The organism is candidate division WOR-3 bacterium, from assembly GCA_029858255.1.
In the GTDB taxonomy this organism is placed as follows: Bacteria; Hydrothermota; Tepidihabitantia; order SM23-42; family SM23-42; genus SM23-42.
Genome location: JAOUFJ010000029.1, coordinates 1 through 17,695, shown reverse-complemented (window position 1 = coordinate 17,695; position 17,695 = coordinate 1). Strand labels below are relative to the sequence as shown.

The window sequence follows — 17,695 nt, the reverse complement described above, 5'->3', positions numbered from 1 at the left end:
TAAAAGAAAACGAAGAACTACTCAAATCCCTAAACAAATCTGCAGTCAAACCACACAATCCTGATATCGGTTTTTCATTCAAGGAAAAAGTCTCGATATTCAGGAAGTTATTCCCCTGTTTCAGAGTAAATTAGTACTTGACAAAAATCAAATTATGTGTAAAATGGGGTGAAATGGGGAGAAATGGGGAATATTAGATTTCGCGGATTCTTCACTCACACACTAGATGACCGAAAACGGCTGGCGATTCCGAGCCAGTTCCGTAACGTACTCAAACACGAGTCCGAGGGCCGGGTGATCCTGACCCCAGGTTATGACCGCGAGATAGCCGTGTATCCGCTAAAGATCTGGGAGGAAATCGAAAACAAGGAACTACTTTCCCTCTCGATGGACTATCTCAAGTCCCGCCGTTATCGGCGGCATTTTACCTTTGGCGTTAAAGAGGATAGGTTGGATGCTCAGGGGAGAATATTGATGCCGGATTTCTTGCTTGATCATGCTCGAATTACCAAAGAAGTCATAATCGTTGGCGAGATAAACTACATTGAGTTATGGTCTCCTGAGACTTATGAAGCATTCGGTAAAGAGGTCGAAAAATTCTATTCAGAGGATGCCGAGGGCATCGAGGAATTGAGAAGGAGGAAGCATGAAAATACAAGCAGTTGAGGCAATCAAAGACAAGAAAGTATCTTTTTTTCTACCGAGCGGTGAAATCGATGAGCAGGGTTTTGAAAAGATCGAGCTTTCGTTGAAGCAAATGATTGAAGAGGGTGATGTAAACATAATAATCGACCTGTCGAGAGTCAGCCACATAAATTATAAAGTTGTGGGTTGGCTCATCGATTACCAGCAGAAATTCAAGAAGTTTGGAGGCGATATCAAACTCGTCAATGTGTCACCCTATCTCTTCGATATCCTGAGATTATACGGTTTCTACCCGTTCGAAATCTATCCTTCACGCAGGGCCGCGTTGAAGAGCTTTGCCTGATCGACAGCACCAGGTCTATCATCAACCCGTCCTATTAGATGAAGTTATCCGATATTTGGATCTAAAGGAAGGAGGTACCTATCTTGACTGCACGGTCGGGGGGGCTGGTCATCTTATGGCAATGTTGAGCCGGACCAAGGATACAAGGTTTATCGGCATCGACTGTGATCCTGATGCTCTCGAGTACGGCAGGCGAATAACAGCGGCGTTCAGCAAACGTTGTTTTTTCTCGGAGGATAACTTTATTAATCTAGATTTAATCCTTGACAAATTTCATGTCGGGAGCGTCGACGGCGTGCTTTTTGATCTTGGCGTTTCATACCATCAGTTGATCACTCCTTCCCGCGGGTTCAGCTACGAGCGTGAGGGCCGTTTATTGATGAGGATGTCGCCCAGGACCACGCCGTTGAGCGATAGACTGAAATGCGGTCGGAAGAGTGAAATCATTCAGGTCCTGAAAGAATTTGGTGATGTTCGCAATTACCGCAAGCTGGGTCAAAGAATATACGATGCACGGAATTACTTGGAGTCGACTCTGGAACTGAGAAAATTGGTGGAAGATTCTGTGCCGCGTCGATTTCTCAAGAAGAATCTACAAAAGGTGTTTCAAGCCCTGAGGATCTGGACCAATGACGAATTGTCCAATCTCTCGCAGGCATTGCCCGCAGCGTTCAGGAGGCTGGGTACAGAGGGGCGGATGGTGGTGATATCATATCATTCGGGTGAGGATAGGATCGTGAAACATTTCTTCCGGAATTTGAAGGCGGGGACAAAAGCCCGGTTACTGAACAAGAAAGCCATAAAGCCGACTGATGAAGAAGTCAGCGAGAACCCTAGGGCCAGGAGCGCAAGGTTGAGGGCCATCGAAAAATGCGCATCCTCATAATTTTTGTTTCGGTTATCATTTATATGTTCTTGCTTGTTTTCATCGAAAGTGAACTGGTCAAGATTGAAGTGCGAAAAGAGGTTATCGAGAGCGATGTCGTTGAATTGCAGAACGAAAAAAAACAGCTGGAGTCTAGCTTGATTGATATCACCAATCTTGCTCATATTGAATCCGCGGCAAAGGAGATGGGATACGTTTTTCCGCAGAGGGATGATATATTGGGAGTGATCGAATGATACGCACGAAAATGCTTAATTCTTTTCTCTTTTTTGTATCCCTGATCTTTTTCTCTTACCTTTTCTACATTCAGTGCTTCAGGCATCAATACTACGAAAAGAGGGCCAGACAGCAGCACGAGAAGAAATTTGTGTTGCTCGGAGCGCGCGGTAATATCTATGATCGAGGCGGCGTCCCGATCGCGACCTCCGAACCTTGTTTTTCGGTTTTTTGCACACCTCGTTACGCTTGCGATGCGGCCAAGCTTGTGCGCGAAGTCTCTAAGATCTCCGGCAAATCAACGACCCAATTGAAAAGACTGGTAGATGCTGGCGATTTTTTCTGGGTCGAAATGAAGGTCGATATTGAACAGCGTGACCGTTATCTGGCGATCAACGATCCGAGTATTGGGTATACCCATGATTTGAACCGACGATACAACATGCCTGAAATCTTCTCGAGCATGGTCGGCAAATGTGGTTTGGATAACCGCGGCATTGAGGGTATGGAATTGCAGTTTGACGAAATCCTCAGCGGTGAATCGGGATTTGCGATCTATCAGAAGGATCCATCCGGTGGGATCTTCCCCTACCACAATTATCCTGAGCAGGAACCCCAGCCGGGTGCGGATATTTATCTTACTGTAGATCTTCAGCTTCAGGCGATCTTGTATGATAAGTTGAAGGATTGCCTCGATAAAGAAGACGCGCATTTAGCCGCGGGTTTGATTATCGACCCGGAGACCGGGAATATTCTGGCCATGGTAAATGCGGGGAAGAATGGTGATCAGAGAAACCACATAATCTGCGATGAATTCGAACCCGGATCTACATTCAAACTCATGTGCTTGACTTTCGCGTTGATGAATGGTGCGCACGAGAATGATAGGATCGATACCGAGACCGGGAAGATCAAGATAAGGGGGCACACGATCAATGATTACCGTAATTATGGGGTTGTCACACTGAAGCAGGCAGTGGCCCATTCAAGTAATGTAGCAATGGTCAAGTTATCGAGGAAATTTGACCGTGAAAGATTTCTGCTCCTCGTGAGGGATTTTGGGTTCGGCGAATTGACCGGTATTGAGTTTCCGGGGGAAGTACGAGGTCGGTTGCCCGACGCGGCCAAGATGAATGACATAGATTTTGCCACTCTGGTTTTTGGCCAGGGGCTCACCGTGAATATGTTGCAGCTTGCCATGGCCTATCAGGTCATTGCCAATGATGGTGTGCTGAGCAAACCGAACATCGTGCAGGCGGTGAGAAAAGGAGAGAAGACGATATATGAAGTCGATCCTCTCCGCATACGTCGTGTGATCGATGCGTCGACGGCGCGAAGCGTTACCGACATACTCTGTGCCGTCGTTGAAGAAGGAAGCGGTGCGGCAGCGGCTTTTAACGATATGAAAATTGCCGGGAAGACCGGAACCGCACAAAAGGTCGTTAATGGCTCGTACTCGAACAGCGCAGTGATCGCCACTTTTGTCGGTTTCTTCCCAGCCGAGGAACCTGATTATTTGATCATGCTGATGATCGATGAGCCCAAGAGCGGATATTGGGCAAGTACGATAGTGGCGCCAGTTTTCAAAGAAATCGCACAGAGCCTCTATCAAATGAACTCTTATCATTATGCGGCTAAGTAAATTGATGTCGGATTTGCCTTCGCAGGCCTACAACATGGAAGATATTGAGATAAGCTCGATTGAATTCGACTCAAGAAAGGTGATACCAGGAAGCCTGTATGTCGCCGTGAAGGGCGCCCGTTTTGATGGTCATGATTTCATAGGAGACGTGGAAAGAGCGGGAGCGGTTGCGGTTATTACGGAGCATAGGGTCGCCACACATCTTCCGCAGCTCGTCCTGGATAATACGCGGGACATAATAGGCAAATTGGCCGTACGTTTCTACGGTAATTTTGCTCAAATGGCAAAGATCGGGGTGACCGGTACCAACGGCAAAACGACCACAACCTTCCTGATTCATTCCATTCTCACACAAGCAGGGAAAAAGCCAGGTCTTATCGGCACGGTATACTATCTTGGGGCCTCAAGGAGCAAGGCGACCCGCACGACGCCAGAGATTCTGGATATCCTGAAATTGCTCAAAGAGTATCAAAGCCAGGGGATAGATTCCCTGGTGATGGAAGTCTCTTCTCATGCTCTTAAATTAGGGCGTGTTGAGGGCATCGACTTCGACGCCGCAGTCTTCACTAACCTGTCTCAGGATCATCTTGATTTTCATGTAACGATGGATGATTACATGCGGTCGAAACTGCGAATATTTTCACTTCTCAAACTAAATGGCTGTGCTATCTACAATAATGACGAAGATATTCGTGATGCAGTGACATCAATGTCGCTGCCGTGCGTACTTTCATTTGGCCAGACCGAGGGCAGCGACATTAGAGGTAGATTGATCGAACAGTCGATCGATGGTCTTAGAATCGAGATATCGTACAAAGCCAAGAGTTACGAGGTAAAGTCACCGTTGATCGGAAGATTCAATTTCCATAACATCCTCGGGGCTTTTGCTGCAGGTGTGGCTCTGGATGTATCAGCCGATCGCATAGTTGAAGGAATTGAGAAACTGCGATTTGTACCGGGCCGCATGGAGCGCATTGTTGACAATGTCTTCGTTGATTACGCGCATACACCTGCCGCGATCGAAAACATACTGAAATCCGCCAGGGAATACGCAAGGGGCAAGTTGATTGTCGTTTTCGGGTGTGGTGGCGATCGCGACCGTGACAAACGTGCGAAGATGGGTGCACTTGCAACGAGGTTTGCCGACCTCGCGGTCATTACCACAGATAATCCCCGGCACGAAACACCCTCAGACATCATCAACGATATTCTGCAGGGTGTTGCCGGTGATAACTACAAGATGATTGAAGACAGGACGGCGGCCATCGAATATGCAATGGCAATGAAACAGGGAGATGATATGGTTATCGTTGCCGGGAAGGGCCACGAAGAGTACCAGATATTCGATGATGAGAGCATCGATTTTAGTGATGCCGAGGTTATAAAGAGATGTTTCGAGAATTCATGCTAGCGGAGATAGCCAGGGTAATGGGTGGCAAGGCGTGTTCAGTCCGTACTGATTTAGCACGTGGGGTCACGATCGATTCACGTGAAACCAGGCCCGGCCATCTCTTCTTCGCGCTCAAAGGGCAACACACAGACGGACATAATTTTGTGAATGACGCTTTGGCACGCGGGGCGATCGCCGCTGTTGTTGAACGCACGCAATCGAAGGCGAACGAGATACAGGTGTCTGATGCGCTCTATGCCCTGGGTGAATTTGCGCGGCACTACCGTCAGTACTACAGAGCCAAGGCAATTGGCATAACCGGAACCAATGGTAAGACTACCGTAAAGAAGATTGTTGCTGCGATACTCGGTTCAGGGTCGAATGTTTTGTGCACGAAGAGAAACTACAATTCCCTCATCGGCATGCCACTCACCATCTTCAACCTTTGCGGTGATGAAGATTACATGGTGCTTGAAATGGGGACGAGCGCGCCCGGAGAGATCAAAAGATTGTGCGATATCGCCAAACCTGATGTGGGAGTCATAACAAATATCGGGCCGGGCCATCTTGAGGGATTGGAGTCACTCGATGGCGTGAGAAAAGAGAAATCTTCATTGATCGAGGCGCTACCACCCGACGGGCTGGCCTTAGTGGGTGAGGGGTTTGGCGAGATGCCCGGAAGAACTGTGAACCGATTCTCAATGGACATGTTGGAGAGCGTGAAGCTCACCGAACACGGCTCTTACTTCTCCCTTGGATGGAAGGAATATTTCACTCGGCTGCTTGGAGCTGGCAACGTTTACAACTGCCTGGCGGCAGTTTGTTTGACGACGATGCTGGGTGTTGATTATGCGACACAAAAAACGGCGCTGGCAGGAATTAAGCCAGAACCCGGACGGCTGGAACCAATTAGGATCAGCAGGTTGTTGATATTGAACGATACATACAATGCAAATCCGACATCGATGAAAGCGGCGATCGATTTCATCGGGCAATTGGGGCGTCCTACGATCGCTGTTCTCGGTGATATGCTTGAATTGGGGAAGAGAAGCAGTCAATTACACGAAGAAATCGGTTTGTATGCCAGAAGTTCCGTAGATCTATTGATGACCTATGGACGGCAGTCAGAGTACTACGGAGGCGGACATTATACCGAAGAGAATGAGCTGCTCAGAAGTCTCCACGAGAATATAACCGGTGATGAGGTGATATTGTTCAAGGCATCCCGTGCCCTCCGTTTTGAGCGGTTCGTCTATGGACTATCGAGGTTACTGAGATGAAGAGTTGCGTCATCAAACCTTTTGTGTTCGTTGACAACAAGTGAGATAATATGCTTTTATGGCTACTGTATCCACTGCGTGACTTTTTTGGACCTTTGAGGCTTTTTGGCTACATAACATTCCGTAGCGCGTATGCGGCGGTCTTCGCGATTCTGATTGTACTCGTCTTTGGGCGAAAATTCATAGCCTCGATGAAGACCCAGTCTGCCACACAAAGGGTAAGATCGGAGGTACCTGATAGCCATCGTTCAAAAGAAGGCACGCCCTCAATGGGTGGTCTACTGATACTATTGTCAATTCTCATTTCATCTTTTCTCTTCTGCGATTTGACAAATCCGAATATATTGATTTTATTCAGCGCAACGATTTACTTTGGATTCCTTGGGTTATGGGATGATTATGTGAAGATATACAAAAAGCGGCCACGCGGTCTCTCGATCAAGACGAAACTAATTGTCCAGGTTGTCTATGGAATAGCACTCGGTCTGTTCCTGTACTTCTTCGGTCCCGAAGGCTACATGGACAAAACCAATCTCCTGTTTGTGAAGAATTATGTCATAAGTTTCGGGTTGTTCTATCCGGCGTTCGTTGCCCTGGTTCTTGTCGGCTCCTCCAACGGTGTCAACCTTACCGACGGCCTGGATGGTCTGGCTATCGGATTGATCGGTATTGCCGCCCTGGCATATGCTGCCCTGGCGTATGCAGCGGGCCATGCGGTGATCAGCGACTATCTTAATATCATCTTCTTGAAGCAAGGCGGTGAGATCACCGTATATTGCGCGACGATCCTGGGTGCGAGCCTCGGATTCCTGTGGTTCAATACATACCCGGCTCAGGTGTTTATGGGTGATACGGGTGCTCTAAGCCTCGGTGCAATAATCGGTACGGCGGCAATTCTCATCAAACAGGAGATTCTGCTGGTGATGGTGGGTGGTGTTTTTGTGATTGAGGTTTTGACGGTGCTGGCGCAGGTAGTATATTTCCGGCGCACCGGTGGAAAGCGTCTTTTCATGATGGCGCCGCTCCATCACCATTTCGAGCTGAAGGGAATGGTCGAACCCAAGATCGTAATTCGCTTCTGGATAATTGGAATTATCTGTTTGATGTTTGCACTTTCGACATTGAAGATCAGGTAATCTATGAAGACGCTTCTCCTGGGTCTGGGTCGTGCCAATCTTGCGGTTGCAGAGTACCTTGTGAAGAAAGGGGAAGAGGTATTCGTCTATGATGAGAATTTGTCGAGTCTTGCAGCTCGGGCACAAAAAATGATTGACGAAGGAAATGTGAAATTATATTTTGAGCAGCGTTATGATCTTGCCATCACTTCACCCGGCTTCCCACCGAACAAGGCAATCTGTACGGTGCTGAAGGATCAGGGTACCCCTATTATCGATGAAATAGAGTACGTCTTTACTGAGTTGGATCAACCCAGGGTCATTGCCGTAACAGGGACAAATGGCAAAAGCACAACCGCAGCTTTGATAAGTAGTATTCTCGGCGTTTCAGAGATCGGGCATTTTCTCGGCGGCAATCTTGCGCCGGGCAAGCCGTTTTCAACAGCCCTTTTCCACAAACCGTACGATTATTATGTTCTCGAGATATCATCATTTCAACTGATGCGCATCGACAGATTTCGTCCCCATATCGCGGTGCTCACCAACATAGGTGTGGATCATCTGAATTGGCATAAGGACTTTACTGAATACAGGAATGCAAAGCTGCGAGTCTTTGCCAATCAAGGCCACAATGATTTTGCGGTTCTGAACTCTGATGATGAAGGGATAAGACGGCTTGCCGACATCGTAGAGTCCCGGGTCGTATTCTTTGGTCACCGCAATACTGAAGGTGTGTCTCTGAACGGCCAGTTCCGGTACGACGGTATCGCGTTGTTTGCCAATACCGGTCTGCCTTTGCCAGGAGAGCACAACCTAATGAACATGGCAGCAGCAATTGCGGTTGCGAAGATACTCCAGATCGACACTCCCGATATTGAAAGGGGGATCATGGTGTTTAAGAGCCTGCCTCATCGCATGGAGGACCTGGGTCTGCTGAAAGGCATAAGATATATAAATAACTCTATGTGTACGAACGCGACCGCGGCGATCGCCTCATTTCTGGCAACCGCGGGGTCGAAAATAGTGATCTTCGGGGGCAGGCACAAGGGTGATGAAGGCCAGGATTACCTCGATACTTTGATCGAGAGTGCAAAGGCATGCGTGGTACTCGGCGAGAATGCGAGTTTCATAGCCGATTATTTCTGCAAACGTGGATATACAAAATATGTCATTGCCGAGGATATGACCGACGCGGTTGCCAAGGCCAGGGCTTTTGCCCAGACTGGTGACACGATAATCTTGAATCCCGGATTTTCATCGTTTGACCATTTCGGCAATTTTGAAGAACGCGGGGAGGCATTCATAGATGCTGCACGGCAAGACTGATCGAATTCTGCTATTACTAGTTATCTGCCTCGTTGTACTGGGGATCATTTTTGTCTTCTCCTCATCGTACTACCGAGCATTGCGACAGGGTGAAAATTCTACTTACTATCTGATGGCACATCTCAGAAGGGTCCTGGTTGCCATCGGGTTTTTCCTGCTTGGCCTGCTCGTTCCGTACGAGACAATAAGAAAAATGCTCTTCCCTTTGCTGGTCCTCATATTATTGAGTTTGTTAATGACTGTTTTTGCCGGACGTTTCCAGTTCGGTGCGAAGAGATCGTTGTTGATCGCCTCAGTCGGCCTCCAGGTTTCGGAATTTGTCAGGATCTGGCTGGTGTTCTTCCTGGCAAATTTCTTTTCCGCCCATCCTATGACAGCGAGTACCCACCGGGGGCTTGCTACAATTCTGATCATTTCTTTCTTGATAATAATACTGGTAGCGATTCAGCCTTCGATTTCAATGGCATTTATCTGTCTGGCCACCCTGGTGGCAATGTTGATCTATGGCTGTGCGAAATTGAAATTTCTGTTGGCAACGAGCACTGCTAGTGCTGGCATTCTGGCGATCTTCATAAGGGTATTCCCCCATGCTCAACATCGCATCGCGACCTTCATATCCGAGCCCACTTATCAGGTCAGGCAATCTCTGATCGCGATCGGGTCCGGAGGCCTTTTTGGCAAAGGACCTGGTGCTGGTCTGCAGAAATTTTTGTTCCTGCCAGGCATCCATAATGATTTCATCTTTGCCCACATTGCCGAAGAGCTTGGCTTCATTGGATGTATCGTCGTGTTCGTTTTCTACTGGCAGATCTACTTGCGTGGTCTGTCAATTGCTGGTGTTGCCGATGATGAGTTCACAAGACTCATGGTTCTTGGTTTGAACGCTTCCTTGTTCATCATATTCCTTGTACACGTGGGTGTTAGCGTAGGTCTCTTACCGCCAACCGGCATTCCACTGCCATTCATTTCCTTTGGCGGCTGGTCGCTCGCGGCAAACCTGTTCGCAGTAGGTATCATTCTGCAGGCTTCTCGTCGGAGGAATCTGTGACCTTATCGAGAAACGCCAATTTGAGGGAGGTGGGTAAGCCCAAGATCATTGCCAGCGGCATAGGTTCTGGCGGCCATTATTTTCCTGCAGTTGTTACGGCGGTTGAATTGCTGCGGCGCAGATGTGATGTGTTCTTCCTGGTACGCAAAGGATTTCAGGAGGAGAAGATCGCACGGCGTTACGGTTTGAAGACTTTCCTGGTCAATTCGCGACCCTTCTTCGGCAAATCCATCTTTGGAAAGATATTTTTCGCCTTTATCCTGCTCCATTCTATTTTCAGACTGCATGCGTTAACGCGTGGAGGCATCGGTTTGGCATTTGGCGGTTTTGGCGCCGTGCCTTTGAACATTTCTTGCCTCTTGAACCGGAGTCCGTTCTATGTATTCGAGCCGAATCGGGTACCGGGTCGGGCGACCAGATTCTTCGCACGCTCGGCACGCAGAGTATTCCTGGGTTTGCCGCCGGTCGCTTCATTGCACGGTAAAATATCAATAACCGGTATTCCAATCCGCCGGGAATTCAAAGTAGACCGCCGGCCGGCAGGATTTGGAAGACAGACTGGCAAGGTGCGCGTTCTTGTTTATGGCGGGAGTCAAGGAGCGCGTTTCCTGAATGACATGGCTCTGGCCCTGCAGGATATCATCCCCGGTAAGTGGTATCTGACCATAATCTCGGGTATCCGTGACTATGCGCGCGTGATCAGCAGCAAGAAGGTCAGGACGCACGTGATACCATTCAGCGAAACGCCGTGGGAGGAAATTCGCAGGTCCGATATTCTTGTTTCACGGGCTGGCGCTCTGGCCGGATACGAAATTTTGGCGCTAGGAAAAAAAGTGGTCTTCGTTCCATTCCCCCACGCGATCGACGATCATCAGTACCACAATGCGTTGTATTTCACGGAGATCGGTGATGCTCTCTTGCGTGCAGAGAAGGAGTTGACGCCCAAGGATCTGGCGAAGTGCTTACGTGAACTAATGAAGCGCAAACGTTGGAGGCAAACGAGTCTAATATTGGACGCGGAGAAAAAAATAGCGGATTTGATGCTCAAGGACATTGAGAATGAAAAGACTTAGACCGAAGATGTTTGGTAAAACGAAACATATCCACTTTGTTGGAATAGGTGGTATCGGAATGAGTGGCCTGGCGACAATCATGAAGAATCTTTCATTCACGGTCACCGGTTCTGATCTTCACTCGTCGGAGATAACAAAACGTTTGAAACGGATAGGTATTCGGATCAGCTACGGACACAGAAGGAGAAACATTGCCGGGGCTGATTTGGTTGTGTATTCATCGGCCATAAAACAGGATAACCCCGAGTTGATGGAAGCGCGAACAAACAACATACCATTGATCCACCGTGCTGAATTACTTGCTGAATTGACACGCACGAAGTTCGCGATCTGTATTTCCGGAACCCACGGCAAAACAACAACTACCTCCTTGGTGAGTGAGGTACTACAGAAAAGTGGACTGTCACCGACTACGGTGATAGGTGGCATCGTTATCGGTAAGACTCAGGCAACACTGGGTGCCGGGAATTATCTCGTTTGTGAGGTTGATGAATCGGATAAGTCATTCCTTAGAGTCTATCCTTCATTTGCCGTCATCACGAACATCGAGGCGGAACATCTGGATTACTACAAAGACCTGGATGAAATCAAGGAACACTTTGGGCATTTTGCCAACCACGTGCCCTTCTGGGGAAGTGTATTTCTTGGCGTAGATTCGCCGGTGAGTATGAGCATCATGGAAAACATACGTCGTCAAGTAATCTCTTATGGTTTTGAAAATTGCGCCGATCTGCGTGCTGAAGACCTGCAGAAATATGATTTCGGCGTGTCTTTCAAGGTTAGATACCATAACAAAATAGTCGGCAGGTTCAGGATCAATTTGCCGGGTCGGCACAATGTCGCTAACGCCCTGGCGGCAATAGGTGTTGGTCTTGAATTAGGTATTGGAATAGGAAAAATAAGAGGCGCGATAGATGCATTCCGCGGTGTCCACCGTCGTATTGAATACATAGCAGATGTCAACGGTATCCGGATATTCGACGACTACGGACATCATCCAACCGAGATTGCGGTTACGTTGCAGACTTTGCGTGATTACTTCCCGGCGCAACGAATTGTCGCTGTCTTCCAGCCGCACCGATTCACACGCACCTATCATCTCTTTGATCAATTTGCCAAATCCTTTCTCAGTGCCGATTTGGTGGTCGTTACTGAGATATATGCCGCACATGAAATGCCAATACCGGGTGTGACGGGACAGGCTTTGGCAAAGCGGCTTGCGAGGGAGCAGAATGGCATACACTTCATCGACAAAATCGGTCGGGTCCTGGAATTCCTCAAACAGACATTGAAGCCTGGTGATGTCGTCGTTATTCAGGGTGCCGGTGATATCAACCAGGTTGCGCGGCAGCTGCTCAAGGAATTGAAATAATGAAGAATCCTTTCCGACGTGTATCGAGCATAAAAGTGACAACGGACGAACCATTAGCCGACCACACTTCTTTTCATATCGGAGGCAGGGCTCGATTTTTTGTCTGCGTGTACACGAAGACAGCTTTGACCATGGTCTTGCAGATAATCAGTAAACATAGACTGCCGTATTTTATCATCGGTGCTGGCACGAATATTCTGGTTGCCGATTCTGGTTTCCCTGGTGTCGTATTGAAGCTTGGCGGGGTATTCAAACGGATTGCCTGGCGGGATGGTTTGGTGCGATGCGGTGGTGGTGTCATGATCGGAGATTTCCTTAAAGAATCGCTCGTTGAGGGTTATGGCGGTGGAGAATTCCTGGCAGGTATACCGGGTACAGTAGGCGGTGCGGTCAAGGGTAATGCCGGTGCCTTTGGCAGCTCGATAGCAGACATGGCTGTTAGTGCAGTAGTAGTAGATGGAAACGGCAAGGAGGTTATTCTTTCCAGAGCAGAGCTTGGTTTTTCATATAGATCATCCAATATCAATAATGGTTGTATGGTCATAACCGCAGACCTGGTCATGATAAGAGATAACAGGCGCACTATCAAAAAGAAAATCGATGAGAATCTGAAGCGGCGGATGGAACGCCATCCTGTTGGCTATTCTGCTGGCTCGTTTTTTAAGAATCCACCCGGTCAGGCAGCTGGTAAGTTGATCGAAATGTGCGGGCTGAAGGGAATCTCGGTCGGTGGTGCTGTGGTTAGCGAGAAACATGCGAATTACATAATCAACAGAGGCGGAGCGAGAGCAGCTGATGTCGTCGCATTGGCCGGTCATATTAAGAAGACCGTGTTCAAGAAGACAGGCATCCGGTTGGAAGAAGAGGTGAAATTATTAGGCTGATTATTGTTTTGTTGCTGATCATAGTTTTTGCGATACTTGCATTTGTACTGCTGCGAAAGCGCGAGCAGTACGTGATGCTTGAGGAAGTGATACCGGAGGGCGAGGTGGTATCAACGGTGGATGGAATAGTTAAATACAAGGGTGTCCAGTATATACTGGGCACCAGTGATCTTAGAATGAAAAAACATCTTTTGGAGAAATTGAACTTACTGGAAATAGAAGAAACGTGGGTGGTTGATATGCGTTATAGAGGACAGATCATTTTAAGAAATCAAATAGCTTATGATGTGCTAAGGAGGAAATGATGGCAAGGAAAGAAAGAATCGTCGGCGTCGATCTGGGGACAACGAAGATTGCTGCGATCATTGCTGAAGTCGAAGGCGAAGATTTGAAAATTGTAGGCGTCGGTTCAACACCCTCTAATGGATTGAAGCGCGGGGTAATTGTCAATCTCGAAAAGGCGATCGAATCGATCGTGAAGTCGGTCGATGAAGCCTCGCGCATGGCAGGTGTAAAAGTGGATTCGTGTTATGCCGGTATTTCTGGTTCGCACATAGAAAGCATCAACGCGCATGCAATGATTGCGACGGCCCGGTCGGGTGGTGTGGTAACAAAGAGAGATATCGAACGCGTGATCGAGCAGGCAAAAGCGATTGCCTTGCCCCTTGATCGTGAAATAATCCATGCGATACCGATCGAGTATGTAGTTGATAATGAAAAGGGCATAAAAGACCCGGTTGGCATGAGCGGGGTAAAGCTTGAGGCCGAGGTGCATATCGTGACCGCAGCCATAACTTCGGCACAGAATATCTATACTGCTTTGGAACGCGCTGGGCTGCGGGTCAAGGATCTTGTGCTTCAACCTTTGGCATCGTCGTATTCGGTTTTGCAGCCGGATGAGATTGACCTGGGCGTGTGTCTGCTGGACATCGGAGGCGGCACGACCGACCTGGCGATATTCTACGACGGGGCAATAAGATATTCCGAAGTGATACCGCTTGGTGGTGAATACATCACGAATGACATAGCGATCGGTATCAGGACGCCCTACAAACAAGCCGAGGAGATCAAGAGAAAGAATGCGAGCATCTCGGTGTCAGCGGATGAAGCCAAAGAGGAAATAAGGGTTCCGGGTATTGGTGGTCGTGAAGATCGCAATATCACCCGGGAGTTGCTGGCTTCGATTGTCACTCCCCGGGTAGAAGAGATATTGATGATCACCAACAAGGCGATCAAGAGAAGCGGGTTCTATGATATCCTGGCCGCGGGTGTCGTTGTAACCGGCGGTACGGCACGACTGCACGGTTTGGATGCACTTGCTGAAGATGTCTTTCATCTACCCGTGAAGATCGGTATTCCTAAGAAGATCGGTGGTCTCACTGACATCGTGCAAGACCCGATTTATGCGACGGGCGTGGGTCTTATTCTCTACGGCTTCGAAAAGAAAAATCAGGTGCTGATAAAAAGAGTAAGAGGTGTGGGTGTGTTCGATGCCCTCAAAAAGAGATTCGAAGATTGGTTTGCCAAGTACTTCTGAAAGGAGGAAGGAATATGTTTGAACTAGTTGAGGATCCAAAATATATAGCAAAAATAAAAATGATTGGAGTCGGTGGTGCAGGTTGTAATACAATCAACTATGCTACGAACCACGGAATACACGCGGTTGAGTGCATCGCGGTCAACACAGACGCGCAGGTTCTGAAATTGAACAAGGCAAACGAAAAGATACAAATCGGCACCAATCTGACCCAGGGCTTGGGCGCGGGTGGTGATCCCGAAATCGGTCGCAAGGCAGCCGAAGAGTCTCGAGAGAAGATAAGGGATGTTTTTCGCGATGCAGATATGGTTTTCATTACTTGCGGTCAAGGTGGCGGAACTGGAACTGGCGCTTCACCGATCATCGCTGAAGAGGCAAAGAATGCCGGCGCTTTGGTCGTGGCCGTTGTCACGCGTCCATTTGAATATGAAGGTGTCTGGCGCATGACAAATGCCCAGAGTGGCATCGATGAACTGAAGGATAACGTCGACACTTTGATCGTCATCCCCAATCAGAAATTGATTGCCGTTGCTCCGAAAGACCAATCGATCATAGAGGCCTTCAGATTGGGTAATATGGTTCTCTTCAATGCGATCAAGGGTATCGCGGAGATGGTGACGAAATCCGGTTTGATCAATCTCGACTTCGCTGACGTGCGCACGGTGATGGTCGAGAAGGGAACCGCAGTTATGGGTCTTGGTATTGGTGAGGGCGAGAGCCGGGCAATACAGGCAGCGCAATCGGCAATATCTTCACCACTTCTCGACGACGTTTCTATCAAGGGAGCGAGAGGTCTGTTGATCAATATTACAGGTGGGCAGGACCTTACCCTGGCCGAGACAAACGAAGCAGCATCATTGATCACCAGTGAAACCGACAGCCAGCCCAAGGTTATCACCGGAGTGGTGATTGACGAGCATGTTGGCAATAAGGTAAGCGTAATGGTCGTAGCAACGGGGATCAGAGAGAAGGCGAGCGAAGCACCGATAGATTTCAGTTCTCGCAAAGAGAATCTTGAACTGCCTACGTTCAAGCGTCGTGAAGTTAGATCCGATGTCAAAGACAAAATATATAATGAGAACGATCTGGAGGTGCCTACCTTTTTGCGGCGTCAAATCGACTGATCGATAATCCGATATTCTGATATTCGGACTATCAAAGGAGGAGCATGAGCCATGATTTGGTTGTGATTGGTGGCGGACCGGCAGGTTTGACCGCAGGCATTTATGGTGCGCGAGCAGGTCTTCGGACTGTGATAATCGAAATGGCATTGCCTGGTGGGCACGCGGCAACCACCCATTACATTGAGAACTATCCAGGTTTTCCTGTAGGCATATCTGGCATTGAACTTGCTGATAAGATAAAACAACAAGTGCTCCGCTTTGGGGTTGAGATCGTTGGCTCAGAGGTGAAGTCGATCAGCAAGCAAAATGGTTCTTTCATTGTCACAACTGACAGCAGACAATTTCCTGCGCCCGCAGTCATCATCGCAATAGGCGCAAACTGGAAGGAGCTCAATGTCCCGGGTGAATCAGAGTTAAGGGGGCGCGGTGTATCCTACTGCGCGACGTGTGATGGCCCGCTGTTCAAGAATCGCGATGTTGCTGTGGTCGGTTGCGGAAATTCGGGTCTCCAGGAAGGCAAGTTCTTAATGCAGTTTGTCAGCCGGATCACATTTGTTGAATTCTTGCCCAACATTACGGCAGATAAGATTCTCTCCGATCGCCTGGAAGGCGAAGAAAAAATAGATTTCTTGCTAAATCATGAAGTGATGAGCATCAACGGTTCAGAGCGGGTTGAATCGATTACCGTGCATGACCGTCAAACGGGTAAGCAGAAGATTATACGGGTCAGCGGTGTTTTCATATATGTAGGACTTGAACCAAATACGAGTATGCTGAAAAACATCGTAGACCTTGATGAAAAAGGATTTGTCATTGTGGATGCGCGGATGCGGACGTGCGAGCCTGGGTTGTTCGCAGCAGGTGATGTTTGTTCGAAGGCAATTCGGCAGGTGGTGACCGCGTGCGCCGAAGGAGCAACCGCTGCGCTCAGCGCATACCATTATCTTGAATCAATGAAGTAGTATTCTATATGAAGATTCTTTCTGATTATTTTTTGACTTTTGCTTGTGAATTTACCGGGGTTAAGGCCCGGATGGGTGAGGGTTGAGGTTTGGGATGCTGGGGCAGAAAGCCGAATGAGCAGATCAGGATCTATAAACGAAAACCAGATGTTGTTATCCAGCATCCCAAACCTAACCCGTTATCGACGATTCGTCAGAGGTAGTGTATGATGTCGCAAGAACAAACCGTTAGTTCCGTTAATGTCGTTACTATCGTTATTCGCGCTGGATCCTCGATAACGGACGCGGATTTGTGCGGAAACAAGTACCCTTATTCTCTGGCTCGAAGGCAAGCCCCAGGACGATGTTTGGGGATAGAACCAGAGGTTAAAAGGATGAGAAGGAGCGATATTAACGAGATTAGCGAAAACAACGGCAATAACGGAAGTAACGAACTTAACGAATTCTAAGGATGGGTGTTGGACAAAGATGGGTGTTGGTTAAGGTTGGGAAGTCAGAAACAGATGGATTTTGGCTATTGGGTTTAGCCGCCGTTATGATCTAGCGAAACTAACGGTACTAACGAGAATAGCGAGAATAACGAACTCTCTAAGGATGGGTGTTGGGTTGGGGTTGAGAGGTTGGATCGCGTTGGCAGGTCAGGCTTCCCAACCCTAACCCCTTTTTAGGAATGGTTTTTGGTTGTTGGGTTTGGCCGCTGGTGAGGTTTAGCGAAATTAGCGGTACTAACGAGAATAACGATAATAACGTTTTTATTTGGTCTTTGGTTGTTAGGGTGGGGCCGGGCTGCTGTATTCTAGCATCCCAACCCCAACCCTTAGACGATTATTTGTTACTTGAGTAGCACGGTCT

General features: G+C 48.3%; 17 protein-coding genes. All 17 read left to right on the top strand.

What is annotated here, in order from left to right:
* The first annotated feature begins 168 nt into the window (after nucleotides 1-168).
* From mraZ to trxB, 17 genes are read left to right on the top strand one after another with little or no spacing between them, the layout of a single operon-like run.
* The gene (gene mraZ, locus OEV79_10435; GenBank protein MDH4211849.1) at nucleotides 169-666 is read left to right on the top strand and encodes a division/cell wall cluster transcriptional repressor MraZ; all 498 of its coding nucleotides are present in this window, start codon (nucleotides 169-171) and stop codon (nucleotides 664-666) included.
* Nucleotides 647-988 carry an STAS domain-containing protein gene (locus OEV79_10430; protein ID MDH4211848.1) on the top strand — a complete coding sequence of 114 codons (342 nt, stop codon included), beginning with the start codon at nucleotides 647-649 and terminating at the stop codon, nucleotides 986-988. The genes mraZ and OEV79_10430 overlap by 20 nt, the downstream gene beginning before the upstream one ends.
* 55 nt (nucleotides 989-1,043) lie before the next feature.
* Complete coding sequence (gene rsmH / locus OEV79_10425; protein ID MDH4211847.1) at nucleotides 1,044-1,874, top strand: 16S rRNA (cytosine(1402)-N(4))-methyltransferase RsmH; 831 nt, start codon at nucleotides 1,044-1,046, stop codon at nucleotides 1,872-1,874.
* Nucleotides 1,859-2,110 carry a hypothetical protein gene (locus OEV79_10420; GenBank protein MDH4211846.1) on the top strand — a complete coding sequence of 84 codons (252 nt, stop codon included), beginning with the start codon at nucleotides 1,859-1,861 and terminating at the stop codon, nucleotides 2,108-2,110. Before rsmH ends, OEV79_10420 begins: the two co-directional genes overlap by 16 nt.
* Entirely contained in the window at nucleotides 2,107-3,732 is a 1,626-nt protein-coding gene (locus OEV79_10415; protein ID MDH4211845.1) for a penicillin-binding protein 2, read from the top strand. The genes OEV79_10420 and OEV79_10415 overlap by 4 nt, the downstream gene beginning before the upstream one ends.
* Nucleotides 3,733-3,736: 4 nt before the next feature.
* Nucleotides 3,737-5,143 (top strand): UDP-N-acetylmuramoyl-L-alanyl-D-glutamate--2,6-diaminopimelate ligase, encoded by a 1,407-nt coding sequence (locus tag OEV79_10410; GenBank protein ID MDH4211844.1) that lies wholly within the window; start codon nucleotides 3,737-3,739, stop codon nucleotides 5,141-5,143.
* Complete coding sequence (gene murF / locus OEV79_10405) at nucleotides 5,137-6,402, top strand: UDP-N-acetylmuramoyl-tripeptide--D-alanyl-D-alanine ligase (protein MDH4211843.1); 1,266 nt, start codon at nucleotides 5,137-5,139, stop codon at nucleotides 6,400-6,402. Before OEV79_10410 ends, murF begins: the two co-directional genes overlap by 7 nt.
* A 50-nt stretch (nucleotides 6,403-6,452) precedes the next feature.
* Entirely contained in the window at nucleotides 6,453-7,538 is a 1,086-nt protein-coding gene (gene mraY / locus OEV79_10400; protein MDH4211842.1) for a phospho-N-acetylmuramoyl-pentapeptide-transferase, read from the top strand.
* A gap of 3 nt (nucleotides 7,539-7,541) precedes the next feature.
* Nucleotides 7,542-8,843 carry a UDP-N-acetylmuramoyl-L-alanine--D-glutamate ligase gene (gene murD / locus OEV79_10395; GenBank protein ID MDH4211841.1) on the top strand — a complete coding sequence of 434 codons (1,302 nt, stop codon included), beginning with the start codon at nucleotides 7,542-7,544 and terminating at the stop codon, nucleotides 8,841-8,843.
* Nucleotides 8,824-9,891, top strand: a complete 1,068-nt coding sequence (locus OEV79_10390) for an FtsW/RodA/SpoVE family cell cycle protein (protein MDH4211840.1) — start codon at nucleotides 8,824-8,826, stop codon at nucleotides 9,889-9,891. Before murD ends, OEV79_10390 begins: the two co-directional genes overlap by 20 nt.
* The gene (locus OEV79_10385) at nucleotides 9,888-10,964 is read left to right on the top strand and encodes a UDP-N-acetylglucosamine--N-acetylmuramyl-(pentapeptide) pyrophosphoryl-undecaprenol N-acetylglucosamine transferase (GenBank protein ID MDH4211839.1); all 1,077 of its coding nucleotides are present in this window, start codon (nucleotides 9,888-9,890) and stop codon (nucleotides 10,962-10,964) included. The genes OEV79_10390 and OEV79_10385 overlap by 4 nt, the downstream gene beginning before the upstream one ends.
* The gene (gene murC / locus OEV79_10380) at nucleotides 10,951-12,336 is read left to right on the top strand and encodes a UDP-N-acetylmuramate--L-alanine ligase (protein MDH4211838.1); all 1,386 of its coding nucleotides are present in this window, start codon (nucleotides 10,951-10,953) and stop codon (nucleotides 12,334-12,336) included. Before OEV79_10385 ends, murC begins: the two co-directional genes overlap by 14 nt.
* Nucleotides 12,336-13,220, top strand: coding sequence for a UDP-N-acetylmuramate dehydrogenase (gene murB, locus OEV79_10375; GenBank protein MDH4211837.1), 885 nt, complete (start codon nucleotides 12,336-12,338; stop codon nucleotides 13,218-13,220). Before murC ends, murB begins: the two co-directional genes overlap by 1 nt.
* Before the next feature lie 8 nt (nucleotides 13,221-13,228).
* Nucleotides 13,229-13,525, top strand: a complete 297-nt coding sequence (locus OEV79_10370; GenBank protein MDH4211836.1) for a hypothetical protein — start codon at nucleotides 13,229-13,231, stop codon at nucleotides 13,523-13,525.
* The gene (gene ftsA / locus OEV79_10365) at nucleotides 13,525-14,757 is read left to right on the top strand and encodes a cell division protein FtsA (GenBank protein MDH4211835.1); all 1,233 of its coding nucleotides are present in this window, start codon (nucleotides 13,525-13,527) and stop codon (nucleotides 14,755-14,757) included. Before OEV79_10370 ends, ftsA begins: the two co-directional genes overlap by 1 nt.
* Before the next feature lie 14 nt (nucleotides 14,758-14,771).
* A complete protein-coding gene (ftsZ, locus tag OEV79_10360) occupies nucleotides 14,772-15,881 on the top strand; it encodes a cell division protein FtsZ (GenBank protein MDH4211834.1) in 1,110 nt (369 codons plus the stop codon).
* Between the two features lie 44 nt (nucleotides 15,882-15,925).
* A complete protein-coding gene (gene trxB, locus OEV79_10355; GenBank protein MDH4211833.1) occupies nucleotides 15,926-16,843 on the top strand; it encodes a thioredoxin-disulfide reductase in 918 nt (305 codons plus the stop codon).
* The last annotated feature ends 852 nt before the right edge of the window (nucleotides 16,844-17,695 follow it).